The 25575-nt window shown below is 60.1% G+C and carries 19 protein-coding genes and 1 pseudogene; 9 read left to right on the top strand and 11 right to left on the bottom strand.

From position 1 onward, the window contains the following. The 3 genes from ACA072_RS01650 to gpmI form a co-directional block, all read right to left on the bottom strand. Positions 1 to 1320, bottom strand: a complete 1320-nt coding sequence (locus ACA072_RS01650; RefSeq protein ID WP_497622696.1) for a S41 family peptidase — start codon at positions 1318 to 1320, stop codon at positions 1 to 3. A gap of 31 nt (positions 1321 to 1351) precedes the next feature. Further along, complete coding sequence (locus ACA072_RS01655) at positions 1352 to 2647, bottom strand: murein hydrolase activator EnvC family protein (RefSeq protein WP_497622698.1); 1296 nt, start codon at positions 2645 to 2647, stop codon at positions 1352 to 1354. 228 nt (positions 2648 to 2875) lie between these two features. Then, positions 2876 to 4405 carry a 2,3-bisphosphoglycerate-independent phosphoglycerate mutase gene (gpmI, locus tag ACA072_RS01660; protein WP_497622700.1) on the bottom strand — a complete coding sequence of 510 codons (1530 nt, stop codon included), beginning with the start codon at positions 4403 to 4405 and terminating at the stop codon, positions 2876 to 2878. A gap of 153 nt (positions 4406 to 4558) precedes the next feature. Here gpmI and ACA072_RS01665 point away from each other — a divergent pair, with 153 nt between their 5' ends. The 3 genes from ACA072_RS01665 to secB are packed head-to-tail and all read left to right on the top strand — an operon-like array spanning position 4559 to position 5755. Beyond that, positions 4559 to 4972 carry a rhodanese-like domain-containing protein gene (locus ACA072_RS01665; protein WP_438661557.1) on the top strand — a complete coding sequence of 138 codons (414 nt, stop codon included), beginning with the start codon at positions 4559 to 4561 and terminating at the stop codon, positions 4970 to 4972. Position 4973: 1 nt separating this feature from the next. Next, positions 4974 to 5228: a glutaredoxin 3 gene (gene grxC, locus ACA072_RS01670; RefSeq protein WP_010464569.1), complete on the top strand. Its 255-nt coding sequence runs from the start codon at positions 4974 to 4976 to the stop codon at positions 5226 to 5228. Between the two features lie 41 nt (positions 5229 to 5269). Next, a complete protein-coding gene (gene secB / locus ACA072_RS01675; protein WP_131061261.1) occupies positions 5270 to 5755 on the top strand; it encodes a protein-export chaperone SecB in 486 nt (161 codons plus the stop codon). 165 nt (positions 5756 to 5920) lie between these two features. Here secB and ACA072_RS01680 read toward each other — a convergent pair whose 3' ends face one another. Next, positions 5921 to 6376, bottom strand: coding sequence for a tRNA (cytidine(34)-2'-O)-methyltransferase (locus tag ACA072_RS01680; protein ID WP_007949025.1), 456 nt, complete (start codon positions 6374 to 6376; stop codon positions 5921 to 5923). Here ACA072_RS01680 and ACA072_RS01685 point away from each other — a divergent pair. Next, positions 6375 to 6815, top strand: coding sequence for a hypothetical protein (locus tag ACA072_RS01685; RefSeq protein ID WP_497622703.1), 441 nt, complete (start codon positions 6375 to 6377; stop codon positions 6813 to 6815). The two genes, ACA072_RS01680 and ACA072_RS01685, sit on opposite strands and share 2 nt — an antisense overlap. A gap of 535 nt (positions 6816 to 7350) precedes the next feature. Here the strand turns inward: ACA072_RS01685 and ntrC are convergent. From ntrC to glnA, 6 genes and pseudogenes are all read right to left on the bottom strand, one after another. Further along, positions 7351 to 8787, bottom strand: coding sequence for a nitrogen regulation protein NR(I) (gene ntrC, locus ACA072_RS01690; RefSeq protein WP_010464563.1), 1437 nt, complete (start codon positions 8785 to 8787; stop codon positions 7351 to 7353). Beyond that, a complete protein-coding gene (gene glnL / locus ACA072_RS01695; RefSeq protein WP_109627482.1) occupies positions 8784 to 9869 on the bottom strand; it encodes a nitrogen regulation protein NR(II) in 1086 nt (361 codons plus the stop codon). Before glnL ends, ntrC begins: the two co-directional genes overlap by 4 nt. Positions 9870 to 10099: 230 nt before the next feature. Further along, positions 10100 to 10720 carry a DUF4124 domain-containing protein gene (locus tag ACA072_RS01700; RefSeq protein ID WP_497622706.1) on the bottom strand — a complete coding sequence of 207 codons (621 nt, stop codon included), beginning with the start codon at positions 10718 to 10720 and terminating at the stop codon, positions 10100 to 10102. Beyond that, positions 10717 to 11226: a DUF4124 domain-containing protein gene (locus ACA072_RS01705; protein WP_497622708.1), complete on the bottom strand. Its 510-nt coding sequence runs from the start codon at positions 11224 to 11226 to the stop codon at positions 10717 to 10719. The genes ACA072_RS01700 and ACA072_RS01705 overlap by 4 nt, the downstream gene beginning before the upstream one ends. A 112-nt stretch (positions 11227 to 11338) precedes the next feature. Next, positions 11339 to 11428 (bottom strand): annotated as a pseudogene (locus tag ACA072_RS01710) (metal ABC transporter ATP-binding protein); the annotation flags it as partial. 96 nt (positions 11429 to 11524) lie between these two features. Beyond that, the gene (glnA, locus tag ACA072_RS01715; RefSeq protein ID WP_131061256.1) at positions 11525 to 12931 is read right to left on the bottom strand and encodes a glutamate--ammonia ligase; all 1407 of its coding nucleotides are present in this window, start codon (positions 12929 to 12931) and stop codon (positions 11525 to 11527) included. 330 nt (positions 12932 to 13261) lie between these two features. On the opposite strand from glnA, the gene thiI reads away from it, so the two are divergent. Further along, on the top strand, positions 13262 to 14716 hold the full coding sequence (thiI, locus tag ACA072_RS01720; protein WP_497622710.1) for a tRNA uracil 4-sulfurtransferase ThiI: 1455 nt from the start codon (positions 13262 to 13264) through the stop codon (positions 14714 to 14716). A gap of 139 nt (positions 14717 to 14855) precedes the next feature. After that, entirely contained in the window at positions 14856 to 16676 is a 1821-nt protein-coding gene (gene typA / locus ACA072_RS01725) for a translational GTPase TypA (RefSeq protein ID WP_497622712.1), read from the top strand. A gap of 255 nt (positions 16677 to 16931) precedes the next feature. Here the strand turns inward: typA and ACA072_RS01730 are convergent, their stop codons facing one another. After that, on the bottom strand, positions 16932 to 17372 hold the full coding sequence (locus tag ACA072_RS01730; protein WP_131061316.1) for a YkgJ family cysteine cluster protein: 441 nt from the start codon (positions 17370 to 17372) through the stop codon (positions 16932 to 16934). Positions 17373 to 17631: 259 nt separating this feature from the next. On the opposite strand from ACA072_RS01730, the gene ACA072_RS01735 reads away from it, so the two are divergent. The 3 genes from ACA072_RS01735 (at position 17632) to ACA072_RS01745 (ending at position 25328) form a co-directional block, all read left to right on the top strand. Beyond that, positions 17632 to 20082 carry a glycogen/starch/alpha-glucan phosphorylase gene (locus ACA072_RS01735; RefSeq protein WP_497622713.1) on the top strand — a complete coding sequence of 817 codons (2451 nt, stop codon included), beginning with the start codon at positions 17632 to 17634 and terminating at the stop codon, positions 20080 to 20082. A gap of 288 nt (positions 20083 to 20370) precedes the next feature. Further along, complete coding sequence (locus tag ACA072_RS01740; protein WP_497622715.1) at positions 20371 to 23958, top strand: DUF2339 domain-containing protein; 3588 nt, start codon at positions 20371 to 20373, stop codon at positions 23956 to 23958. Continuing rightward, a complete protein-coding gene (locus tag ACA072_RS01745) occupies positions 23955 to 25328 on the top strand; it encodes a DUF3999 domain-containing protein (protein WP_497622717.1) in 1374 nt (457 codons plus the stop codon). The genes ACA072_RS01740 and ACA072_RS01745 overlap by 4 nt, the downstream gene beginning before the upstream one ends. Positions 25329 to 25575 lie beyond the last annotated feature (247 nt).

Consider the following 25575-nt stretch of genomic DNA (forward strand, 5'->3'; position numbering starts at 1 on the left):
TCAGCGACCGGAGGTGATGCTCAGCCCTTTGAGCAGGCTCAGCGCCTGGGCCAGTTGGTAATCGTCATCCTGTGGCATTGCCTTGGCTTTGCCGCTGGAACCGGTCGGTTTGTCGGCGCCGCCGTTGCCATTGCCCAAGTGACCTTGGAGGTCGGCTTCCTTGAAGTACTCGCCGTCCTGCTCGCTGGTGATCTTGGCCTTGCGCACTTCGATGTCCGGGACGATGCCCTGGGCCTGGATCGAGCGGCCGTTCGGCGTGTAGTACAGCGCCGTGGTGATCTTCAATGCGCGGTCATTGTTCAGCGGCAACACGGTTTGCACCGAGCCTTTACCAAAACTGGTGGTGCCCATGACCACTGCGCGTTTCTGATCCTGCAAGGCGCCGGCGACAATTTCCGAGGCCGAGGCGCTGCCGCCGTTGATCAGGGCAACCATTGGCACGGCTTCGCTTTCGTCTTTGCCGGTGGCGGAGAAGCGCAGTTCGGAGTTGGCGATGCGGCCCTTGGTGTAAACGATCAGGCCTTTGGTGATGAAGTGGTCGACCACTTCCACCGCCGATTGCAGCACGCCGCCCGGGTTGTTGCGCAGGTCGAGAATGATGCCGTTGAGCTTCTTGCCGTTGTCCTTGCGCAGCTTGGCCAAGGCCTTGGAGACTTCCTCGCCGGTCTTGACCTGGAACTGGGTGATGCGGATGTAGCCGTAGCCCGACTCAAGCAGCTGCGCCTTGACGCTCTTCACTTGAATGATCGCGCGGGACAGGGTCACGTCGAACGGTGTACCGCCGTCGCGCACCAGGGTCAGGGTGATTTTCTGGCCGATCTTGCCGCGCATTTTGTCCACGGCTTCGGTCATGCTTTGGCCGCGAGTCGGCTGGCCGTTGATCTTGACGATGAAATCGCCCGCCTGAATGCCAGCCTTGGAGGCCGGGGTGTCATCGATGGGCGAAACCACTTTGATGAAACCGTCTTCGGCGCCGACTTCGATGCCCAGGCCGCCAAATTCGCCGCTGGTGCTTTCCTGCAACTCAGCGAAGTCTTCCGGGCCCAGGTAGGCGGAGTGCGGGTCGAGGTTGCTGAGCATGCCCTTGATGGCATTTTCCAGCAGGGTCTTGTCGTCCACCGGCTCGACATAGGCTGCCTTGATCCGATCCATGACCTCGGCAAAGGTGCGCAACTCTTCCAGGGGCAACGGCGCCTTGGTGGTCGCGGCAGTGCCCGCAGGCGCGACAGCCGGGGCCGGTTGAGCGGCAAACGCCAAAGGCGCGCCGATCACCAGGGCGATCGTCAGGGCCAGCGAGGTAAGGCGGGACAAATGCAGCATGTCGAACGAACTCCTGAAGAAGATGTTGTGCTTATCCTTGCGCACGACACCATTGCGCCGGATCACTCGGGTGACCCTGCTGACGAATAGCGAAATACAGCGCTGGCGTGTCCTGCCCGCCACTGTTACCGACAGTGGAGATGGACTCACCGGCTTTTACTACGTCACCCGCAGACTTGAGCAGCGTCTGGTTGTGACCATAAAGACTCAAAAAGCCGTTGCCGTGGTCGAGAATCACCAGCAGCCCGGCGCCACGCAGCCAGTCGGCGAACACCACGCGACCGCCATGCACGGCGTGCACCTGGCTGCCGGCGGAGGCACTGATCATCACGCCGTCCCACTTGGTACGGGCGTCGTCGCCACGGGATTCACCGAAGCGCGCAAGCAGTCGACCATCAACGGGCCATGGAAGTTTGCCGCGAGTTGAAGCAAAAGCGCCGCCGAAGGTTTCGCCTGAACTTGAAACCAGTACGCCGGGTGTCGATTTAACGGGTTTACGTGGGGCATCAGTCGTGGCATCGGCCAGTTCCTGAGCCTCACGTAAACGCTTTTTTTCGGCTTCCTGCTGGGCGATGAGCGCTTTTTGGCGCGCTTCTTCAGCCTCTCGAGCCTGGCGGGCCAGGGTTTCTTCAATGGTTTTAAGGACTTTAGACAGGTCTGCCTGATCCTGCTCGCGGGCGGCCAGCTTCTGATCGCGCGCCTTCACATCGTCGCTCAGCTTGGCCAGGACTTGCTGGCGCTCCTTGCGAACCTTGTCGAGTTCGTCGCGCTGGCTGTCGAGACTGCTTTTCTGCACCAGCAATTGCGCCTGCTGCAAGCCGATGTCTTTTTCGACATTGGCCAGTTGGCGCAAGGTTTCGTTGAAATTCTTCAGCTGCTCCAGGCGGGCCTGGCTCAGGTAGTCGTAATAGGTGAGGGTGCGGGCGAATTTTTCCGGATTCTGCTGGTTCAGCAGCAGCTTCAAGTACTCCTGGCGGCCGTTCTGATAGGCCGCACGGGCCTGGATGGCGATCAGTCGTTGCTGTTCAGTGCGCGCGCTCTGGAGTTTTTTTTTCTCACCATCGAGTCGCTGCAGCTCGGATTCGCTTTTCTTCAGCTCTTTTTGCAGGGCATCGACCTGCTTCTCGAGCTTGCCCATCTCGGTCTCGGTGCCCTTGAGGTCCTTCTGCACGCCGGATTTTTCTTCCTGGAGCTTGCCCAGCAGCTTTTTCAGCTCGGCAATGTCCTGACGCGTGGCGTCCAACTGTTGTTGGGTTTGCGCGCGCTCGTCAGCAAAGGCCGGTTGGAGCAGGCAAGTCAGAGCAAGGGCTATCAGGACGCGAAGCATAAAGGCGGGCGACACCAGGGAAAGGGACGGCCTAGTATGCCCGCCAAGCGCCGCAAAAAAAACGCCCAATTGGGGTTGTGTGATAACCGGGCTGCAAAACACTGAAAACCAATGTGGGAGCTAGCCTGCTAGCGAATGCGATGGGTCAGGCAACATTGATGTTGGCTGACACTCCGCATTCGCTAGCAGGCTAGCTCCCACAGGGTTTGGTGGTGTTTTAAGGACCGGTTACACCAGAATCGAAGTACCGGTCATTTCAGACGGCTTTTCCATCCCCAGCAGCATCAACATCGTTGGCGCCACATCCGCCAGCACGCCGCCATCACGCACCTTGTAATCACGCTTGCCGACATAAATGAACGGCACCGGCTCGGTGGTGTGAGCGGTATGAGCCTGGCCAGTGGATTCATCGGACATCTGCTCGACGTTACCGTGGTCGGCCGTGATCAGCGCTTCGCCACCCACCTTGTCCAGCGCATCAACGATGCGGCCAACGCACAGGTCCAGGCATTCAACGGCTTTCACCGCCGCATCAAATACGCCGCTGTGGCCGACCATGTCGCCGTTGGCGTAATTGACCACGATCACGTCGTAACGCTGGTTTTCGATGGCGTCGACGATGCGGTCGGTGACTTCCGGGGCGCTCATCTCGGGCTGCAAGTCATAAGTGGCGACTTTCGGCGACGGGATCAGGATGCGTTCTTCGCCCGGGAACGGTTCTTCGCGACCGCCGGAGAAAAAGAAGGTCACGTGGGCGTATTTCTCGGTTTCAGCGATGCGCAGCTGCGTCTTGCCGTTTTTCGCCAGGTAATCGCCCAGCACGTTGTCCAGGCTGCCGGCGGCGAAGGCCGATGGCGCAGGAATGCTGGCAGCGTATTGGGTCAGCATCACGAACCCGGCCAGTTTCGGCTGGCGCGCACGTTCGAACTCCTTGAAACCGTCTTCGACGAACACGCGGGTCAGTTCCCGGGCGCGGTCGGCGCGGAAGTTCATGAACACTACGGCATCGCCGTCTTCGACTTTCACCGGCTCACCGATACTGGTGGCTTTGACGAATTCGTCGCTCTCGCCACGTTCGTAAGCGGCTTGCAGACCTTCCTGTGCGGTGGCGGCGTTGAATTCGCCGTTGCCGTCGACGATCAGGTTGTAGGCCTGGGACACGCGGTCCCACCGGTTGTCGCGGTCCATGGCGAAGTAGCGGCCGACAATACTGGCGATCCGGCCTTTGCCGAGGGCCTGGAAGGCCGCGTCGAGCAGTTCGATGGACGACTGGGCGCTTTTCGGCGGCGTGTCGCGGCCATCAAGGAAGGCGTGCAGGTAGATTTTTTCGGCGCCGCGCTTGTAAGCCAGTTCGGCCATGGCAACCAGGTGATCCTGGTGACTGTGAACGCCGCCATCGGACAGCAGGCCCATGAAGTGCACGGCTTTGCCGGCAGCAATGGCTTTATCCACAGCGGCGCAAATGGTCGGGTTCTCGAAAAATTCGCCGTCGCGGATCGATTTGGTCACGCGTGTGAAGTCTTGATACACCACGCGACCGGCGCCCAGGTTCATGTGGCCGACTTCGGAGTTGCCCATCTGGCCGTCCGGCAGGCCGACGTCCATGCCGCTGCCCGAGATCAGGCCGTTCGGCACGGTGGCCCACAAGCGGTCCAGCACGGGCTTCTTCGCCGCAAACACGGCGTTGGATTCAGGGCTCTCACTGTGACCGAAGCCGTCGAGAATAATCAGGACCAAAGGTTTAGGCGTGGTAGTCATGGATTCCACTCGTGGCTGAGTTAAAAGAGGGCAATGGAAAAGGGAGTGGCAGTTTAAAGCGAAGTTCCGACCGCGTCACCGCCGGACGGGGTTTGGCCCACCATAGTGGCTGTGTATACTGGTCGACATTTTAACGCCCTGGAACCTCCTTCGATGGTTGCTAACCTGATTCAATTCGCCACTAACCACTATCTGCTCGTCGGTATCTTCGTCGTACTGCTGGCGTTGCTGATCGCTTATCAGATGCAAGGCGGCGGCCGCAGCCTGAGCACCGGTGAACTGACCGGGCTGGTCAACAAGGACGCGGGCGTTGTGATCGACATTCGTCCGGTCAAGGATTTCGCCGCCGGCCACATTGTTGGCGCGTTGAATATTCCTCACGACAAACTGACCGCTCGCATTGCCGAACTGGAAAAGCACAAGGCCAAGACCATCATCCTGGTCGACGCCATGGGCCAGACCGCCGGCACCCATGCCCGCGAACTGATGAAATCCGGCTTCACCGCCGCCAAGCTGTCCGGCGGTATTTCCAGCTGGAAAGGCGACAACCTGCCGCTGGTGAAGTGATATGAGCAACGTCGTCGTCTATTCCAGCGATTACTGCCCCTACTGTTCGCGAGCCAAGTACCTGCTCGAGAACAAAGGCGTGGCCTTCGAAGAGATCAAGGTCGATGGCAAGCCGCAAGTGCGCGCCGCGATGGCCCAGAAGGCTGGACGTACGTCCGTGCCGCAGATCTGGATCGGCGAGCGCCACATTGGTGGCTGTGATGATTTGTTTGCCCTTGAGCGCGCCGGCAAGCTCGACGCCATGCTCAAGGCCTGAACGCCTTCCCTATAAGACCCCAAGATCAGAAAGGATCTGAGATGACTGACCAACAGAACACTGCAGCTAGCGAAGAAGACACCGCACCGCAATTCTCCTTGCAGCGCATCTACGTACGTGACTTGTCCTTTGAAGCCCCGAAAAGCCCGGCGATCTTCCGCCAGCAGTGGGAGCCGAGCGTCGGTCTGGATCTGAATACCCGTCAAAAGGCCCTGGAAGGCGACTTCCACGAAGTCGTGCTGACCTTGTCCGTGACCGTGAAAAACGGTGACGAAGTGGCGTTCATCGCTGAAGTGCAACAGGCCGGGATCTTCCTGATCAAGAACCTGGACGACGCGTCGATGAGCCACACCCTCGGCGCGTTCTGCCCGAACATCCTGTTCCCGTACGCTCGCGAAACCCTGGACAGCCTGGTGACCCGCGGTTCGTTCCCGGCCCTGATGCTGGCTCCGGTGAACTTCGACGCGCTGTACGCTCAAGAACTGCAACGCATGCAGGCGGCTGGCGAGACTCCAACCGTTCAGTAACGGTCCGATGCAGTAACGAAAAAAGCGCCGTAACAGGCGCTTTTTTCTTGGCTGATCGTTCCCACGCTCTGCGTGGGAATGCCTCTAGGGACGCTCCGCGTCCAGTGACGCGGAGCGTCACGGGCTGCATTCCCACGCAGAGCGTGGGAACGATCAGTGGAGGGATTACTTGAAACCGAGCTGGCGCCAGCCTTCGTAGACGGCGACCGCCACAGTGTTCGACAGGTTCAGGCTGCGGCAGCCTTCACGCATCGGCAAGCGCAGGCGTTGTTCGCCGGGCAGTGCATCGAGCACCTCGGCCGGCAAGCCACGGCTTTCCGGGCCGAACAGGAACGCGTCGCCTTCGGCAAAACTGGCATCGTGGAACGGTCGCGAGCCTTTGGTGGTGAAGGCGAACAACCGAGGATGGCCAAGGCTTTCCAGGCAACTGGCGAGGTCCGCGTGGCGTTGCAGGGTGGCATACTCGTGGTAGTCGAGTCCGGCCCGGCGCAGGCGCTTGTCGTCCATCTCGAAGCCCAGCGGTTCGATCAAATGCAGGTGGCAGCCACTGTTGGCGCACAGCCTGATAACGTTGCCGGTATTCGGCGGAATTTCTGGTTGGAAAAGGATGACGTGAAACATGCACGGCTCCGAAGGTAAAGATGAGCGGCATTCTACGCCGCCCGTCGATCCACGTTCGAAACTATTACCGCGGGTGATGGGTTCGCTGGCGATTGTCGGACTGATGGTGGGGCTGATGATCGGTCGCCTGACCACGCCTGACCCCAGCGAATTGCAACAAGTCGAAGTGACGGACGATGGGCTGGTGGTGTGGTTCAACAACGAACCCAAGTCCCACGGCGAGTTCGTCGACGGCAGCCTCGCGCTCTTGTTCGAGGCGCAAGGCAAGGCGCAGAAAGGTCAGCTCAAGCTCAACGACAAGGTCGCGAACTGGCGGACGCGCTTGAGTGATGGGGGGTTGTTGTTGACGGTGGTGGCGGCCCGACCGCTGCAGGGAGAGTGGACCGGTAGCGAGGTCGATGACCGCTGGCGGCTGGAGATCCATCTCCGGGAGCAATAAAAGAGGGAATCCCCGGCCTGCCTGTACCAAGGTTCCCAAAACGGCAGGGCTCGCGCATGGCGTCGAGCCCGGTGTAAAGAAGGAACCCCTGACCTGCCTGTATCAAGGGCCCCAAAACTGGGGGCTCGTCGCGGTGCGTTGAGCCCGATGTAAAGAGGGGAATCCCCGGCCTGCCTGTACCAAGGTCCCCGAAACCGGGTGGTGAACTGAATCACTGAATGGACTGTTGCAGGGGGCGTGCCAGGTTTTAACAAGTTGAAACCGAAAGCCGCTTTGGAAAGCTGAAAGCCCCGGTATTCGGGGCTTTCGTGTTTTTTCAATAGGGGTTCGATTGCGAACGCAGGCGGGGTTTCGGATCTGTTGCCGTGCGCGATTGCGGTTCACGGTGCATTGCGGCGGTGCACGGAGGAGCGATGATCGTTCCCACGCTCTGCGTGGGAATGCCTCAATGGACGCTCTGCGTCCGCTTTGGCAGAGACGCGGAGCGTCCTGGGCTGCATTCCCACGCAGAGCGTGGGAATGATCGGTTAAAGGGTTAACCCTCTTCCCCCTCATCATCATCCCCACCATCAACCTTCATCCCCAATTCCTTGATCTTGCGCGTCAGGGTATTACGCCCCCAGCCCAGCAAAACGGCGGCATCGCGACGACGTCCGGCGGTGTGTTTCAGGGCGGTTTCGATCATGATCCGCTCGAACGCCGGCACGGCGCTGTCGAGCAGACTCGATTGACCGCGCGCCAACGCCTGGTCAGCCCACTGACGCAGCGCTTGCTCCCAATTGGTCACTGGCGCCGAATCCTGCGGCAGGCTCAACAGCTCTGGCGGCAGGTCGCTGATGTGCACTTCACGTCCCGAAGCCATCACCGTGATCCAGCGGCAGGTGTTCTCCAGCTGACGGACGTTGCCGCCCCACGGCAGGTTCTTCAGGTATTCCTCGGTTTCGCTTTTCAGCAGCTTCGGCTCCACCGCCAGTTCCTGCGCGGCACGGCTGAGGAAGTGCTTGGCCAGGGTCGGGATGTCTTCGCGACGGTCCGACAGGCGTGGAATGTGGATGCGGATTACGTTGAGGCGGTGGAACAAGTCCTCACGGAATTTCCCGGCATGCACCAGGGTTTCCAGATTCTGGTGGGTCGCAGCGATGATGCGCACATCAACCTTCACCGGCGTATGACCGCCGACGCGGTAGAACTCGCCATCGGCCAGTACGCGCAGCAAGCGAGTCTGGGTGTCTGCTGGCATGTCGCCGATTTCGTCGAGGAACAGCGTGCCGCCGTCCGCCTGCTCAAAGCGCCCGCGACGCAGGTTGGCCGCGCCGGTGAATGCGCCTTTCTCATGGCCGAACAGCTCGGATTCCATCAGGTCTTTCGGAATCGCCGCCATGTTCAGAGCAATGAATGGCGACGCTGCCCGCGGACTGTGACGGTGCAGGGCGTGGGCCACCAGTTCTTTGCCGGTACCGGACTCGCCATTGATCAGCACGGTGATGTTGGAGTGGCTCAAGCGCCCGATGGCGCGAAACACTTCCTGCATCGCCGGCGCTTCGCCGATGATTTCCGGGGTGCGGGTCAAGGCGACCGGTACTTCCAGGCCTTGCTGCTCCTGAGCGTGCTGGTTGGCGCGCTTGACCAGCGATACGGCTTCGTCGACGTCGAACGGTTTTGGCAGGTACTCAAACGCGCCGCCCTGATAGGACGCGACAGCGCTGTCCAGATCGGAGTGCGCAGTCATGATGATCACTGGCAACCGTGGGTGTTGCTCGCGAATCCGCGCCAGAAGGTCCAGGCCACTGGCACCCGGCATGCGGATGTCGGAGATGATCACGTCCGGCTGCTGGCGCGCCAGGCGGCTCATCACGCCATCGGCGCTGTCGAAGCTTTGCGTGGTCATGCCTTCCTGCTGCAAGGCTTTTTCCAGGACCCAACGGATAGAACGGTCGTCATCGACGATCCACACGGTTTCACTACGGCTCATGTCGATGTGGCTCCTTGTTCCAGGGGCAGGAAGATCGAGAAAGTGGTGTGGCCTGGGTGGCTGTCACATTCGATCAGGCCCTGGTGCTGGCTGATGATGTTCTGGGTAATGGCCAGGCCCAGCCCGGTACCGTCCGGGCGGCCGCTGACCATGGGAAAGAAGATGGTTTCTTGCAGGTCCGCGGGAATGCCGGGACCGTTGTCGATGATTTCGATCTTGGTCACCAGGCGATGACGCACGTGACCGATGGTGAACTGGCGCATGGCACGGGTGCGCAAGCTGATACGGCCCAGACGCAGCTCGTTCTGGCTGCTGATGGCCTGCATCGCATTGCGCACGATGTTCAGCACCGCCTGAATCATTTGTTCGCGATCGATCAAAACGTCAGGAATGCTTGGGTCGTAGTCGCGCACCAAAGTGATGCAGCCCTGGCTTTCGGCTTCCACCAGATGGCAGACGCGTTCCAGTACTTCGTGAATGTTGCACATGGCCAGTGACGGCAATTTGTTGGAGCCGAGCATGCGGTCCACGAGGTTTCGCAGGCGGTCGGCTTCTTCAATGATGACGTTGGTGTAATCGCGCAGGCTTTCTTCCGGCAATTCACGGGCGAGCAGTTGTGCGGCGCCGCGAATCCCGCCCAGTGGATTCTTGATCTCGTGAGCGAGGCCGCGCACCAGCATTTTGCTGGTTTCCTGCTTCGACAGCTGCGCCTCTTCCTTGGTGATCCGCAGCAAACGGTCACGGGGGTGGACTTCCAGCAGCAGCATCGTGGCGCCGTTGGCCAGGATCGGTGTCACCGCGTAGTCGACGGTCAGTGTCTGGCCGGTGAGGGCGGTGAGCATCGCTTCGCGCTTGGTGAACGGGTGCGCCTGCTCAACCGCCTGACGCAGGGAATTCAGCGCCTCGGTGGATTCGGTGAACAACTCACTGATGAACTGCCCATGGCTGCGCTGACCGCTGATGGCCAGGAGCATCTCCGCCGCCGGGTTCATGTACTCGAGGCGCAGTTCGGCGTCGAGCAGAATGGTGGCGGTGGTCAGATTGTCGAGTAGCAAGCGGTGCAGTGCGTCGCTAATGGTCATCAGGACCTCTTTTGGAGCAGGGCATGCGCGTGAATAACGCGCCGATACCAGGAAAATGCAAAAACCAAACCAAGGCTCCGAAAAGAAGCGTTTAAGGCCTGAAACGGGCGTTTGAAGCTCATTTGCGTGGCGTTCTGCCAGCTTTCGCGGGTACTTTCGAACCAAAATGGGATGAGATGTGGGAACGGTGCAACCAATTGCACCAATATAGTGCGCAAACCTGAACGAGGTTAAAAGAAACGCAGGAACGGATTTTTTTCTTCTTCAGGTTTGTCTTTGAGCGGACATTCCGGCCTTTGGCCGTAGTCGGTGAGGGTGCAGGGCTTGACCTGGCGTTTCTGTGCGAGGGAAATGCGCAGCATGTGGAAGGGTTGATTGGCGGTGCGTTCGACGGTGCGGCCTTGTTCGTCGAGGATTTCCACGGACAGGTTGTGGCTACCGCGGTCGATGTTGCTCAGGGCAAAAACCGGGCTGAGACCGGGCTCGGCGGTGGGTTGGCCGTCGAGCAGCAATCGGTAGCGATGACCCCGTTGCAGGCCGGGTTCGTTGGTAACGCTGACGATCAGCTCGCCGGCATTGCTACGGACCGTAGCGTCCGGTTCCGGGACCAGTACGCGGAGCATGTCGTAGTGGAACAGCAGCAGTTCTTCATTCTTTTTGGCGGCAACCACGGGGCTCGCGCCAGTCGGGTTGGCGGACATGCGATTGCTCGTCGCCAGTGGCACACGCTTGGCGTTGCCTGAGCCTGGCTGGTCGGTGTAGACCCGATTGCCCTGAGCGTCGACGTAGGTGAAGACCTCGGCTGATACCGGCAGCGCGATCAGGCAGGCAATCAGCAGCCACGCCCTCATGGCTTGTGCACCCGCTGCACGGTGAGCGTCACCGTCGGGCTTTGCTGGACGATGTTCTCGCCGTCGATCACCTGCACCGCCAGGCTGTGTTCGCCACGGTCAATGTTCACCAGTTGCAGGATCGGCACGTTGCTCGACTGCCCGTAGGGTTGATCATCCAGCAGTAATCTGAACAGGTGCGGTGCCTGAAGGCGCGGTTTGATCATGACGCTGACCGTGAACGTGCCATTGTTGGCGCGCAGGGCTTCGTCGGTGGGCAGACCGGTCAACTCCAGCACCTCGTAGGCGCTGCGAGGCTGTTCGTTGTTGGTGGCTTCGGCAGGCGGGGCAGGAGGGGGCTGCCGCTCTACGCTGTTAAGCGGCGGCAACTCGACCGGTAGCGCCTTGACGCCATCAGGCGGTTGATTGCTGTAGGCGGTGTTGCCGGAGGCGTCGGTGTACTTATAGATCTGCGCTGCGGCGGGCAGGGCGATCAGCAGCAACATCAAAAGAAAACCACGACCCATAAAATCGACCAGAAACGAAAGCGTTGGGGTGCAGCATAGGTCAGGGGGTGGTGATTGACCCAATTCATAAACATCCGGGCATGATTTACCGAGATCCCCACCACAAAATCCCTTGTGGGAGCGGGCTTGCTCGCGAATGCGGTGTGTCATTCAGCAATGATGTTGGCTGACACGCCGCATTCGCGAGCAAGCCCGCTCCCACAGGGGATTTTTATCAGTCATAAAATTGCGGGCATAAAAAAGACCTCCCGAAGGAGGCCTCTTTTTTTGTCACGCCGCTTTCGCAGGCGCTACCGGATCAGCAGCTGTAGTACAGCTCATATTCCAGTGGGTGTACGAAGGTGCGTACCTTGATTTCTTCTTCGCTTTTCAGGGCGATGTAAGCGTCGATGAAGTCATCGGAGAACACGCCGCCTTTGGTCAGGAACGCACGACCTTTGTCCAGCTCTTCCAGGGCTTCTTTCAGGCTGCCGCAAACTTGTGGGATCTCTTTCGCCTCTTCAGGCGGCAGGTCGTACAGGTTTTTGTCAGCTGCGTCGCCAGGGTGGATCTTGTTCTGGATACCGTCCAGGCCGGCCATTACCAGGGCAGCGAAGGCCAGGTACGGGTTGGCTGCCGGATCCGGGAAGCGGGCTTCGATACGGCGAGCGCGAGGGCTGGACACGTAAGGAATACGGATCGAAGCGGAACGGTTGCGAGCCGAGTAGGCCAGCATGACCGGAGCTTCGAAACCTGGGACCAGACGCTTATAAGAGTTGGTCGACGGGTTGGTGAAGCCGTTCAGGGCCTTACCGTGCTTGATGATGCCGCCGATGAAGTACAGGGCGGTGTCGGACAGGCCGGCATAACCTTCGCCAGCGAAGGTGTTCTTGCCATCTTTGGCGATGGACAAGTGAACGTGCATACCCGAACCGTTATCGCCGTACAGAGGCTTAGGCATGAAGGTCGCGGTGCGGCCGTAAGCAACAGCTACGTTGTGCACGCAGTACTTCAGGGTCTGAACTTCGTCAGCCTTGGCGACCAGGGTGTTGAACTTCACACCGATTTCGTTCTGGCCAGCAGTTGCCACTTCGTGGTGGTGAACTTCGATGACCAGGCCCATTTCTTCCATGGCGTTGCACATGGAGGTACGGATTTCGTGGTCGTGGTCGAACGGTGGAACCGGGAAGTAACCGCCTTTGATACCTGGACGGTGGCCATGGTTGCCGCCTTCGATGTCCTGGTCGGACATCCAGGAACCCTGTTCGGAGAAGATTTTGAACATCGAGCCGGAGATGTCGGACTTGAACTTCACTTGGTCGAAGATGAAGAACTCAGGCTCCGGGCCAACGAATACGGTATCGCCGATACCGGTCGACTTCAGGTATTCCTCGGCACGCTTGGCGATCGCACGTGGGTCGCGATCGTAGCCTTGCATGGTCGACGGCTCGATGACGTCGCACACGATGATCAGCGTTGGGTCTTCGGTGAACGGGTCGAGAACGGCAGTGCTGTCGTCCGGCAGCAGGATCATGTCGGAAGCTTCGATGCCTTTCCAGCCAGCGATGGAGGAACCGTCGAACATTTTGCCTTCTTCGAAGAAAGCTTCATCCAGCGCGTCGCGAGCCGGCATGGTCACGTGGTGCTGAGTGCCTTTGGTGTCCGTGAAGCGCAGATCAATCCACTTGACGTCATGATCTTTGATGAGTTGAACCGACTTCGACATAGTGTCCTCCGGGTGGCTTCGGGCTTAGTAGTGGATGCCCTTAGAATGTGGGTGATGCCGGCGCGAATACTCTGCCAAGGCAACCTGCCTCACAAGGGAGCAAATTGCATGCCAGTGCCCCACCATGGGTTTTTTGCCCCAATAACACGCTTATAAAGGCACAAAGCGTCTGTAAGCGGAAAATCTCGCCCTACAATGTAGCGTTAAAATCAATAAATGACCCGTTTTGGTGCGTGCAAAACCTTCTGCACATTAACTGGTTAAACCTTGAGCAATTTCCGCTATAATCCGCGCCCCCCTTTTTCGGCTGGCCCAGCGCGCGCTGTTTTCATGAAACTAATCGTAAAAGTCTTCCCCGAGATCACCATCAAGAGCCGCCCGGTACGGATGCGTTTCATCCGCCAGTTGGCCAAAAACATCCGTACCGTGCTCCGCGACCTGGACCCGGCTGTGGTGGTGAACGGTGTGTGGGACAATCTCGAGCTGGAAACCCGCGTCAGCGAGCCCAAAGCCCTGAAGGAGATGACCGAGCGCCTGAGCTGCATGCCGGGCATCGCGCATTTCCTGCAAGTCGACGAATACCCGCTGGGCGACTTCGACGATATCGTCGCCAAGTGCAAGCAGCACTTCGGCGAGGCGCTGGCCGGGAAGATCTTTTCGGTGCGCTGCAAGCGGGCCGGCAAGCATGAATTCAGTTCGATGGACGTCGAGAAATACATCGGCAGCCAACTGCGTCGTCAGTGCGGCGCCGCCGGAATCTCGCTGAAAGAGCCGGAAATCGAAGTCCGCATCGAAATTCGCGACAAACGGTTGTTCGTGATCCACAGCCAGCACAACAGCATCGGCGGATATCCGCTGGGTGCCCTGGAACAGACGCTTGTACTGATGTCCGGCGGCTTCGATTCGACCGTTGCCTCGTACCAGATCATGCGCCGCGGCCTGATGAGCCATTTCTGCTTCTTCAATCTGGGCGGACGGGCCCATGAACTGGGCGTGATGGAAGTCGCGCACTTCATCTGGAAGAAGTACGGCAGCTCCCAACGCGTGTTATTTGTGAGTGTGCCATTCGAGGAAGTACTGGGAGAAATTCTCGGGAAAGTCGATAACAGTCATATGGGCGTAGTTTTGAAGCGTATGATGTTGCGCGCTGCTTCCCGTATTGCCGATCGGCTGGACATCGAAGCGCTGGTTACCGGCGAGGCGATTTCCCAGGTGTCGAGTCAGACACTGCCGAACCTGTCCGTGATCGACTGCGTGACCGACAAGCTGGTCTTGCGTCCGCTGATCGCCAGTCACAAGCAGGACATCATCGACCTGGCCAACGAAATCGGCACTGCCGACTTCGCCAAGCACATGCCGGAATACTGCGGGGTCATCTCGGTGAACCCCAAGACCCACGCCAAGCGTCCGCGCGTGGAGTACGAAGAGCAACAGTTCGACATGGCAGTCCTTGAGCGTGCGCTCGAGAACGCCAAGCTGGTGCCGATCGATCGCGTGATCGACGAATTGGGCCAGGACTTGCAGATCGAAGAAGTCAGCGAAGCGCTGGCTGGTCAGATCGTCATCGACATCCGTCATCCGGATGCCGCTGAAGACGACCCGCTGGGCCTCGATGGCATTGAGGTACAAACGATGCCGTTTTATGCATTGAACGCTCGTTTCAAGGAACTGGACCCTACTCGCCAGTACCTGCTGTATTGCGACAAAGGCGTGATGAGTCGCCTGCATGCCCACCATTTGCTCAGTGAGGGGCATGCCAATGTGCGCGTTTATCGACCGAGCTAAGAGCCCGGGGCTGTATGCCTGTGGCCTGCGTCACCGGCCCCCCGACTCTGCCGTCAAGCTGTAACGGCAAGGCCTGACTCTACTGTTAATCGCTGCCACGACCTGTCAGCACACCGAATCCTCTGATCGAGATACACAAGTGATCGAAAATCTACGCAACATCGCCATCATTGCTCACGTTGACCATGGTAAAACCACCCTGGTAGACAAACTCTTGCGTCAATCCGGCACCCTGGAGCGCAACGAGCTCAACGACGAGCGCGTGATGGACTCCAACGACCAGGAGAAAGAGCGCGGTATTACCATTCTGGCGAAAAACACCGCCATCAACTGGAACGGCTTCCACATCAACATCGTGGACACCCCGGGCCACGCCGACTTCGGCGGCGAAGTTGAACGCGTAATGTCGATGGTTGACTCCGTTCTGCTGCTGGTTGACGCTCAAGACGGCCCTATGCCGCAAACCCGTTTCGTGACCAAGAAGGCTTTCGAAGCCGGCCTGCGTCCAATCGTGGTCATCAACAAGGTTGACCGTCCAGGCGCGCGTCCGGACTGGGTTCTGGACCAGATTTTCGACCTGTTCGACAACCTCGGTGCTACCGAAGAACAGCTGGACTTCAAAGTCGTCTACGCCTCGGCCCTGAACGGCATCGCCGGTCTGGAACACACCGACATGGCTGAAGACATGACCCCGCTGTACCAGTCGATCGTCGACAACGTACCTGCGCCGAAAGTCGACCGTGAAGGTCCGTTCCAGATGCAGATCTCCGCTCTGGACTACAACAGCTTCCTGGGTGTTATCGGCGTTGGCCGTATCGCTCGTGGTCGCATCAAGCCGAACACTCCGGTTGTCGCTATCGACGCCGACGGCAAGAAGCGTACCGGTCGTATCCTGAAGCTGATGGGTCACCACGGTCTGCACCGTATCGACGTTGAAGAAGCAGCTGCCGGCGACATCGTCTGCATCAGCGGCTTCGACCAGCTGTTCATCTCCGACACTCTGTGCGACCCACTGAACGTCGAAGCGATGAAGCCGCTGACCGTTGACGAACCAACCGTTTCCATGACCTTCCAGGTAAACGACTCGCCTTTCTGCGGTAAAGAAGGCAAGTTCGTGACGTCCCGTAACATCAAGGAACGTCTGGACAAAGAACTGCTCTACAACGTTGCCCTGCGCGTTGAAGAAGGCGACACCGCCGACAAGTTCAAAGTCTCCGGCCGTGGTGAGCTGCACCTCTCGGTACTGATCGAAACCATGCGTCGCGAAGGCTTCGAAATGGGTGTTGGTCGTCCGGAAGTGATCATCCGCATGGTTGACGGCGTGAAGCACGAACCGTACGAAAACGTGACCATCGACCTGCCGGAAGAATCGCAAGGTTCGATCATGGAACAGATCGGTATCCGTAAAGGCGACCTGACCAACATGGTTCCGGATGGCAAGGGCCGTGTGCGCCTTGAGTACAACATCCCGGCTCGTGGCTTGATCGGTTTCCGTAACGAGTTCCTGACCCTGACCTCCGGTGCAGGCATCCTGACCTCGATCTTCGACCGTTACGACGTGATGAAGTCCGGCGACATGTCCGGCCGTCAGAACGGCGTGCTGGTTTCGGTGGCTACCGGTAAGGCGCTGACTTACTCGCTGGAAACCCTGCAAGCTCGCGGCAAACTGTTCCTGGGTCACGGTGAAGACGTGTACGAAGGTCAAATCGTCGGCATCAACAGCCGCGACAACGACCTGGGCGTCAACCCAACCAAAGGCAAGAAGCTCGACAACATGCGTGCTTCGGGTAAAGACGAAACCATCGCTCTGGTTCCGCCTATCCGCTTCACCCTGGAGCAGGCTCTGGAATTCGTTCAAGAAGACGAATTGTGCGAAGTCACTCCTAAGTCCATCCGTCTTCGCAAGAAGATCCTGGGCGAAAGCGAGCGTACCCGCGCTGCCAAGAAAAGCGGCAACTGAGTTTCGACTTAGTTAACGTTTAAAAAAACGCCCCCGACCGCAAGGTCGGGGGCGTTTTTGTTTGTCTGGCTGGAGCAACTCGTTCGCCCCGTAGCAGCTGTCGAGCCCCAGCGAGGCTGCGTTCGGCTGCGCAGCAGTCGTTAAACCATCCGCCTCGGTGATTCAGGTGTACCGCATTCACTGGGTTTACGACTGCTGCGCAGCCGAACGCAGCCTCGCTGGGGCTCGACAGCTGCTACGGCGATCGAGGCGGTTTTAGAATTTTTCGAGGGTGCGGCGGCTTTCGCTGGTCTCACGCGCCACTTCTTTGGGCTTATACGCGCAATACCCCGGCCGTGGCCCGATTTTCGGGTGATTGCGGCAGGTGTCCGGGCGCTTTTCATAAATAGTGCACAGACGGCTCTTACGATCCAGGTACAGGCAATCGTTGTTGCTCATACGCTGGAGGGTGAAGATCTCGGTTTTCTGACTGTAGCGCTCGACGATCCCTTCCTTCTGCAGGCGCTTGGCGATGTTCTTCGCTGGCTCGCCGCGCTCGAATTCGTCGACGATGCCGATACGGATCAGATCCTTGATCTTGACTTCGACCGGCAGGGTGCAGCAGCTGGATACACACGAGCCGCACATCGGCGCAGAATATTTGGCCCAGGTATCGAGGCGATCGATCTCTGCGGCAGCGATCAGGTTGGACTTCATCATCGGTTGTTACCAGCGTGTGCATCAGGGCGCGCGATCATACCGGGACTGGTGGATTTTTGAACAACCTTTCGCCAGATTTTTTATCCTTCGCCCAAATAACACCGTTAATCCGGCACGGCCCCTGCATTCATTCAGGTACATGACAATGTAATGCCGGCCTATCTCGCACTATCAGGAAAAACTGCCGAACCAGAGTCCCCGCGGCCTGTCAGACCGTCTAGGCTCAACAACTCCACGCTCGCTCGAGGTCCTATCGATGACTCAAGAACCACTTGTTCGCGAAGCAGAGGTGGCCGCATTTCGCGATGCCGTCTTGACCAAACTCACCTACGCGGTGGGCAAAGACCCGGATCACGCCTTCGACCATGACTGGTTCGAAGCCATTGCCCTGGCAGCGCGCGATCACATGGTCGAGCACTGGATGGACCACACCCGGCAGATTTACCGCAAAGGTCAGAAACGGGTTTATTACCTCTCCCTGGAATTTCTCATCGGCCGGCTGCTCTACGACAGCCTGAGCAACCTCGGCCTGCTCGACGTCGCCCGCGAAGCCATGACCGAACTCGGCGTCGATATTGAGCGCATCCGCCTGCTGGAGCCCGACGCGGCGTTGGGCAACGGCGGCCTCGGTCGTCTGGCGGCGTGCTTCATGGAAAGCATGTCGACCCTCGGCATCGCCGGCCACGGCTACGGCATTCGTTATGAACACGGCTTGTTCCGCCAGGCCATCGTCGATGGCTGGCAGCAGGAGCAGACCGAACACTGGCTGGATTTCGGCAACCCGTGGGAGTTCGAACGGCCTGAAGTCGTGTACCCGATCGGCTTCGGCGGCAGTGTCGAAACCGTGACCGATGAAAACGGCAAGTCCAAGCAAGTCTGGTCCCCGGCGGAAACCGTGCGAGCCATTGCTTACGACACGCCAGTGGTCGGCTGGCGCGGGGCGAGCGTCAATACGCTGCGCCTGTGGCGTGCCCGCGCCATGGAAGATTTGCACCTGGAACGCTTCAACGCCGGTGACCACTTGGGCGCTGTGGCCGAAGTCGCCCGGGCCGAAAGTATCTCTCGCGTACTTTACCCGGCAGACAGCACCGAAGCCGGCCAGGAACTGCGCCTGCGCCAGGAATACTTCTTTGTCGCTGCGTCCTTGCAGGATTTGCTGCGCCGCCATCGCAACATGCACACCTCGGTCCTGACCTTGGGGGACCATGCGGCGATCCAGCTCAACGACACGCACCCTTCGATTGCCGTGGCCGAACTGATGCGTCAGCTCGTCGATGTCTACGACGTGGCGTGGGATGCGGCGTGGCAGGTCACCGTCGATACGCTCTCGTACACCAACCACACGCTGTTGCCGGAAGCGCTGGAAACCTGGCCGGTCGGTTTGATGGAGCGGATGCTGCCGCGACACATGCAGATCATTTATCAGATCAACGCCCAGCACATCGACTCGTTGCGCGCCAAAGGCATTCACGACTTCGACGTGTTGCGTGCGGTGTCGCTGATCGAAGAAGACAACGGCCGCCGCGTGCGCATGGGCAACCTGGCGTTCCTCGGTTCCCACAGCGTCAACGGCGTGTCCGCGCTGCACACGCAGCTGATGCGCAAAACCGTGTTCTCGGAACTGCACAAGCTCTATCCGGAACGGATCAACAACAAGACCAACGGCATCACCTTCCGCCGCTGGCTCTACCAGGCCAACCCCGAGCTGACGTCGATGATGGTCGATGCGCTTGGCCCGGACCTGTTGGACAACCCTGAAGCACGACTGAAGGATCTGGAGCCGTTCGCCGAGAAAGCTGCATTCCGCAAAGCTTTCGCCGAGCAGCGCCTGCACAGCAAGAAAGCCCTGGCGTACCTGATTCATGAACGACTGGGGATCGCGGTCAACCCGGCGGCGATGTTCGACGTGCAGGTCAAGCGGATCCACGAATACAAACGTCAGTTGCTCAACCTGATGCACACCGTGGCGCTGTACCAGGCGATTCGTGCCGAGCCGGAAATCGATTGGGTGCCGCGGGTGAAGATCTTCGCCGGCAAGGCAGCAGCCAGTTATCACCAGGCCAAGCTGATCATCAAGTTGACCAACGACATCGCCCGGGTGGTGAACAACGACCCGACGGTGCGCGGTCTGCTCAAAGTGGTGTTCCTGCCCAACTACAACGTCAGCCTGGCGGAGAGCATCATTCCGGCGGCGGATTTGTCCGAGCAGATTTCCACCGCAGGCTTCGAGGCCTCGGGCACCAGCAACATGAAGTTCGGCCTTAACGGCGCGCTGACCATCGGCACCCTCGATGGCGCCAACGTCGAAATGTGCGAGTTCATCGGCGCCGAGCACATGTTCATCTTCGGCCTCAGCGCCCAGCAGGTTGAAGCGCGCAAACAGAACCACGAGTTCAATGCGACGCCGGACATTGCTGCATCCCATCGGCTTAACGACGTGCTGCAAGCGATCCGCGGCGGCGTGTTCTCGCCGGATGATCCGTCCCGTTACGCAGGCCTGATCGATTCGCTGATCGACTACGATCGCTTCCTGGTCTGCGCCGATTTCGATTCCTACTGGGACGCGCAGATGCGCGTGGAAGCCCATTGGCACGATTCGCAAGCCTGGTGGCGTTCGGCGGTGTTGAACACTTCCCGGATGGGCTGGTTCTCGTCCGACCGGACCATTCGCGAGTACGCCACGGATATCTGGAAGGCTTTGGAGTAACTTTTAGCAATAATTGCGAGTAAGGCCCGACGGTTGTTAGGCCTGATCGATATACTAGGCATCAACTTGACCCATGTGGGAGCGGGCTTGCTCGCGAAGGGGCCGTCACATTCAATATTGATGTTGAATGTGACGGCCCCTTCGCGAGCAAGCCCGCTCCCACATTGGATTTGTGGTGCAGATGCAATCTGCTCTCACACTGGATTCCGGGTGTCTGGTCACTAGACTGGATCAGACGCTGCTTCATCCGGATTCGCCCTGCAGCGGGGCCGCTTAGGGATATCGACCATGCAATGGATGTTCATGCTGATTGGGCTGGTGCTGGGCTGGATACTCGATGAGTCGTTCAGCGATGCGCTATTGGGTGCGCTGCTCGGGCTGGGTATTGGCCAGGCCATTCGCATCGGCCGCCTGGATTCACAAGCGGTCGAGCAGCGTCGGCTGCTGGAGCGGGCGCAGGTTGCGTTGAATGGAGTGCAACAACGCCTGGCATTGCTGGAGGTGTCTGGTGTCACAGCGCCGGAAACCAGTGAGCCGGTTGCCAGCGAAGCCGCGCCGTCGCCTGAATTCACCCTTGATGAAATTCCTGTCGAAACCCCGGAGATGATCTGGGAGCTTCCACCCGAACTCGAACCGATGGCCGCAACGGCGGCGCAAACCAGCCGTCCGCTGCCCGATGATGTCTGGAAACCCGAGCCGGTCACCCGCGAACCACAACAACCGGCGATCCCTCGCGGCCCGAATTTCATCGAGCGGGCCATCAGTGGCGCGCGCAACTGGCTGTTCGGTGGCAACACCGTGCTGCGGGTCGGCGTGGTGCTGTTGTTTCTCGGTCTGGCGTTCTTGCTGCGGTATGCCACCGAAGGCATGGTGGTGCCGATTGAACTGCGTTACGCCGGGGTGGCGGCGGCTGCGTTGGGCTTGCTCGGTCTGGGGTGGTGGCTCAGAACTCGCAACAGCAATTACGCGCTGATGCTGCAAGGCACCGGGATTGCCGTGTTGTACCTGACGGTGTTTGCCGCGATGCGCCTGCACCCGCTGCTCGACCCAACCGCAGCGCTGGGCCTGCTGGTCGCGGTGACGGTGTTCTCGGCGATTCTCGCCATCACTCAGGATGCGTTGGGCCTGGCCGCGGCTGCTGCACTCGGCGGTTTCGCGGCGCCGATCCTGACCTCCACCGGCGCTGGCAACCACGTCGCGCTGTTTAGCTACTTCGCTCTGCTCAACGCCGGCATCCTCGCCATCGCCTGGTTCAAGGCCTGGCGACTGCTGAACCTGATCGGTTTCGTCGGCACCTTCGGCATCGGCTTCGCCTGGGGCCTGCGTTCCTATACGCCGGAATTGCTGTGGAGCACCGAGCCGTTCCTGATTCTGTTCTTCCTGATGTACCTGGCCATCGGCCTGCTGTTCGCCCGGCGCAAGCTGCTGGAGATGAGCGACGCACCCGAGGACGACAGCCGTGAGGCGCTGCTGCGCTGGTCGGCGCGCAAGGGTGATTACGTCGACGGAACGATGCTGTTCGGTCCGCCGCTGGTGGGCTTCGGTTTGCAGTTCGCGCTGGTTCAGCATCTGGAGTTCGCCGCAGCGTTCAGTGCCTTGGCGTTGGGCATGATCTACATGGGCCTGGCCCGTTTCCTGACGGGCGGCCGTGCATTGCTGCTCGCGGAAACCTGCCTGGCGCTGGGCGTGATCTTCGCCAGCCTCGCGATTCCGCTGGGGCTCGACGCTCGCTGGACAGCCGCCGCTTGGGCCGTTGAAGGCGCCGGCATCTTCTGGCTTGGTCTGCGTCAGCAACGACCACTGGCTCGCGCATTTGCCTTGCTGCTGCAACTGGGCTCGGCGCTGGCGTTTGTCAGCGAATTGCGGATCGGCGACGGCAGCTTGCTCGACGGCGCGCCATTGGGCGCACTGATGCTCGGTGCAGCGTTGTTGTTCAGCTTCTATCAACTGCGCAAAGCCTCGCCCGAACAAACGTCGGAATGGGAACGCAAGGGGCTGCCGGTATTGGCGTGCCTCGGCCTGAACTTCCTCTATCTGCTGGCGCCGTTGTTCTTCCTGACTCACGGCACCGCGATCAGTTGGGCGCTGGCGGGGTTGGCGACGTTGTTTGTCGGCTTGCGTCTGCAATCGCGCACGTTCCTGTTCACCGCGTTCGCTGTGCAGTTGCTCGGCGGTGCGTTGTTCCTGCTGCGCTTGCAAAGCTCCGGCGGTGAATCGGCTGCGGTGTTCAGCGCAGGCTGGAGTGGTTTGCTCAGCGCATCCCTGATCGGCCTTGCGTTGATCGCCGGCATGTTGCTCGCCGCGCGTGATGAGATGGTGCGCAACGACGTGCGGCTGCTGCGCGGCTTGTCGGTGGTGTTGCTGGCGGGTCTGGTGCTGATCAATCTGGCGGTGCTGTTCGTGCTGCCATGGCAGACCGCGAGTGCGGTGTGGGCGGCCAGTGGCTTGTTCATCATCTGGCTCAGCCTGTACCTCAAGCAGCGCGTGAGTTTTGTCTTCGGCCTGCTGTTGCAGGTGATTGGCGGCGCGGCGTTCCTGTTCGCCGGTCCGGACCTGCTCGGGCCGCTGGCCAGCGAAGGTTTGAAACCGCTGGCCCACAGCGGCTTCTGGACACCATGGGTGTTGGGCCTGGCCGCCATGGTCGGGGCGTGGCGCTTGCAGATCGGCAACCATGCCTCGGCGTTTGATGTGCTGAGCTTGCAGCGTTTGTCCGAAGTGCTGCTGGTGTGGGGCGCGGGTTGGTGGGCGATAGCGTGGATCAGCGAAGTGCTGCGCTTTGCACCGCTGAATCTGCAAGCGACTTTGCTGCTGGCGGTTGCCGCCGTGAGCGTGGCGCTTTGGACGGTGTTGACGCTGCGTTTGAAATGGTCGTCGCTCGGCTTGCTCTGCACCTTGCTGATTCCCGCTGCCGGTCTGGTCCTGCTGGCTGCGTGGCACTCGCGTTATCACCCGGCGGCCAACTTCGGCTGGCTGGTCTGGGCAGCGGTGTTCGTCGTGCATTTCATCTCCCTGCGACGCTTGGCGCCGATGTTGCCGGCGCGTGCCCTGAGCACCGCCCATGTGCTTGGCTGCTGGCTGTTGATCGGTGTGCTGGCGCTGGAGCTGCGTTACGGTTTGCTGCTGTTATCCGAGCAGTACAACGCCTGGCGCTGGCTGGGTTGGGCGATCCTGCCGAGCCTGTATCTGGTGTTGATGGCGGCGCCGCGCAACTGGCCTTGGCCTGTTTCGGCTTATCCCCGCGAATACCGCTTCTACGCGACAGCACCGTTGGCTGTGCTGATGCTCGGCTGGTTCTGGCTGGCGAACATCGTCAGCGACGGCACGGCCGAACCTTTGCCGTACGTGCCGCTGATCAACCCGTTGGAGCTGGGTCTGCTGTTTGCGCTGTTCGGCGTCTACGTCTGGTCCCGCAGCACCGTGACGCAACTGGCGATCCGCAAGGACTACGTCCCCCACGCCACGCAATTGATCGCCGGGGTTTCGCTGTTCGCCTTCTTCACCGCGCTGGTGATGCGCACCGCGCACCACTGGGGCGGTGTGCCGTTCGAGCTGGATGCGTTGCTTGAATCCATGCTGGTGCAGGCCGGCCTGTCCATTGTCTGGACCTTGATGGCGCTGAGTCTGATGATCGGCGGCCATCTGCGTCATCGCCGCGAAGTCTGGCTGATTGGCGCCGCGCTGATTGGCGTGGTGGTGGCCAAACTGTTCTTTGTCGAATTGAGTAACCGCGGCGGCCTTGCGCGGATCGTGTCGTTTATCGGCGTCGGCGTGTTGCTGCTGGTGGTGGGCTATTTCGCGCCGCTGCCGCCCAAGCGCGTCGAGGCTGCGCCGGACGCTGAAAGGCCGGCCCCTGAAACCGAAGGAGTGTCGTCTTGAGTCAGAAGTTGAACCTGGGCTGGTTGGGCGCTGTTGCACTGGGTGTGGCGCTGTCCGCCAGCGCTCAGGAAAAACCGGCGGATTTCGCCACGCAGGTGCCGTTGTCGGTGAGCGGCGAGGGACCTTGGTATCGCCTCGAATTGCCCTTGAGCGTGCAACTGAATGCGCGGCAAACGGACCTCAGCGATGTCCGCGTGTTCAACGCTGCCGGCGAGGCCCAGGCTTACGCCTTGGCGCGTGAGGCGGCGTCCACCCGGGAAAATCGCACCCTGACCGACGTGAAATGGTTCCCGCTGTACACCTCGGCAGACGCCACGGAGCGCGCGCCGGGCATTCGCGTGCAATCGAGCGCCAACGGCACCTTGGTTGAAGTGCAGCCGTCCAGTCAGCTGGAGGCCGGTGAAGAAGTGCTGCGTGGCTGGTTGCTCGACGCCAGCGGCATCAAGGCGCCGTTGCAACAGTTGGTCCTCGACTGGACCAGCGAGCGCGATGGCTTTCAGCGCTTCACCATTGAAGCCAGCGACGACTTGCAGCATTGGCAGTCGTGGGGCGAAGGGCAGGTGGCGCGGCTGACCTTTGCCGACGAGCGGGTCGAGCAGCATGAAGTCGGCTTGCCGGGGCAATCGGCGCGTTATCTGCGCTTGCTGTGGAACTCACCGCAATCGGCGCCGGCGCTGACCTCTGCGCAACTGCAAAGCGCCAGCGCTCGCAGCCTGCCGCTGCCGTTGGTCTGGTCGCAACCGCTGGCGGGTACCGGCGTGAAGGCAGGGGAGTACACATGGCAATTGCCGATGGGGCTGAATGTCGAGCGGGTGCAGGTTGAGCTGAATCAGGCCAACAGTCTGGCGCCGGTGACGTTGTCCGGTCGTCGCGAAAGCAGTCTGCCGTGGCAGCCGCTGACCAGCGGTTTGCTCTATCGCCTGACCCAGAGTGGCCAGGACGTAGTGCAGAACGAATTGCAGCTGTCGGGGCAAACCGTGCAGCAGTTGAAGCTTGTCGTAGATGAACGCGGCGGTGGCCTGGGCGCGGAAGCACCGACGGTGAAGTTTGCTGTGCGCTCGACGCAATTGGTGTTTCTGGCGCGCGGTGCGGGGCCTTATACGCTGGCGCTGGGGAATGCGACGGTGAAGGCGGCGAATCTGTCATTGTCGACACTGATCCCGGATTACAGCGCGGCAAAGTGGGCGGCGTTGGGCAAGGCGTCGGTGGAAGGTGCGGCGGTGGTGAGCAACACGACCGCGGTGACTGCGGCCGCAATTACGGACACCAACTGGAAGAAGTTCGGGTTGTGGGGGGTGTTGTTGCTGAGTGTGCTGTTTCTCGCAGCGATGGCGTTCAGTTTGCTGCGCAAACCTCCCATAAAACCCTGAGAATGGCTGGCGCTGCGCGCCATTCGCGAGCAAGCCCGCTCCCACATTCGACCGAGTATTGCTGATGAAACGCGGTCACCTGTGGGAGCGGGCTTGCTCGCGAAGACTGACTTTCAGGCAAAGAAAACCTAGAAACTGCCATCTGTGCCCAGCCCACATCCGGTCCGTTTAGAACTACGCTCAACCCGGCGCATGAACTCTATTGGGCGTATCACGTCTGATAGGAGGAAATGCGCCTCGACTCGCG

The organism is Pseudomonas sp. LBUM1656 (genome assembly GCF_059716065.1).

Bases quoted from the DNA above. Each gene is read 5' to 3' on its own strand.
- ACA072_RS01705 (WP_497622708.1), bottom strand. From the start codon at position 11,226: ATGGGTCGTGGTTTTCTTTTGATGTTGCTGCTGATCGCCCTGCCCGCC.
- ACA072_RS01735 (WP_497622713.1), top strand. From the start codon at position 17,632: ATGACTCAAGAACCACTTGTTCGCGAAGCAGAGGTGGCCGCATTTCGC.
- ntrC (WP_010464563.1), bottom strand. From the start codon at position 8,787: ATGAGCCGTAGTGAAACCGTGTGGATCGTCGATGACGACCGTTCTATC.
- ACA072_RS01650 (WP_497622696.1), bottom strand. From the start codon at position 1,320: ATGCTGCATTTGTCCCGCCTTACCTCGCTGGCCCTGACGATCGCCCTG.
- glnA (WP_131061256.1), bottom strand. From the start codon at position 12,931: ATGTCGAAGTCGGTTCAACTCATCAAAGATCATGACGTCAAGTGGATT.
- ACA072_RS01700 (WP_497622706.1), bottom strand. From the start codon at position 10,720: ATGAGGGCGTGGCTGCTGATTGCCTGCCTGATCGCGCTGCCGGTATCA.
- ACA072_RS01740 (WP_497622715.1), top strand. From the start codon at position 20,371: ATGCAATGGATGTTCATGCTGATTGGGCTGGTGCTGGGCTGGATACTC.
- ACA072_RS01665 (WP_438661557.1), top strand. From the start codon at position 4,559: ATGGTTGCTAACCTGATTCAATTCGCCACTAACCACTATCTGCTCGTC.
- ACA072_RS01685 (WP_497622703.1), top strand. From the start codon at position 6,375: ATGCACGGCTCCGAAGGTAAAGATGAGCGGCATTCTACGCCGCCCGTC.
- thiI (WP_497622710.1), top strand. From the start codon at position 13,262: ATGAAACTAATCGTAAAAGTCTTCCCCGAGATCACCATCAAGAGCCGC.
- secB (WP_131061261.1), top strand. From the start codon at position 5,270: ATGACTGACCAACAGAACACTGCAGCTAGCGAAGAAGACACCGCACCG.
- ACA072_RS01655 (WP_497622698.1), bottom strand. From the start codon at position 2,647: ATGCTTCGCGTCCTGATAGCCCTTGCTCTGACTTGCCTGCTCCAACCG.
- glnL (WP_109627482.1), bottom strand. From the start codon at position 9,869: ATGACCATTAGCGACGCACTGCACCGCTTGCTACTCGACAATCTGACC.
- gpmI (WP_497622700.1), bottom strand. From the start codon at position 4,405: ATGACTACCACGCCTAAACCTTTGGTCCTGATTATTCTCGACGGCTTC.
- ACA072_RS01730 (WP_131061316.1), bottom strand. From the start codon at position 17,372: ATGAAGTCCAACCTGATCGCTGCCGCAGAGATCGATCGCCTCGATACC.
- ACA072_RS01680 (WP_007949025.1), bottom strand. From the start codon at position 6,376: ATGTTTCACGTCATCCTTTTCCAACCAGAAATTCCGCCGAATACCGGC.
- grxC (WP_010464569.1), top strand. From the start codon at position 4,974: ATGAGCAACGTCGTCGTCTATTCCAGCGATTACTGCCCCTACTGTTCG.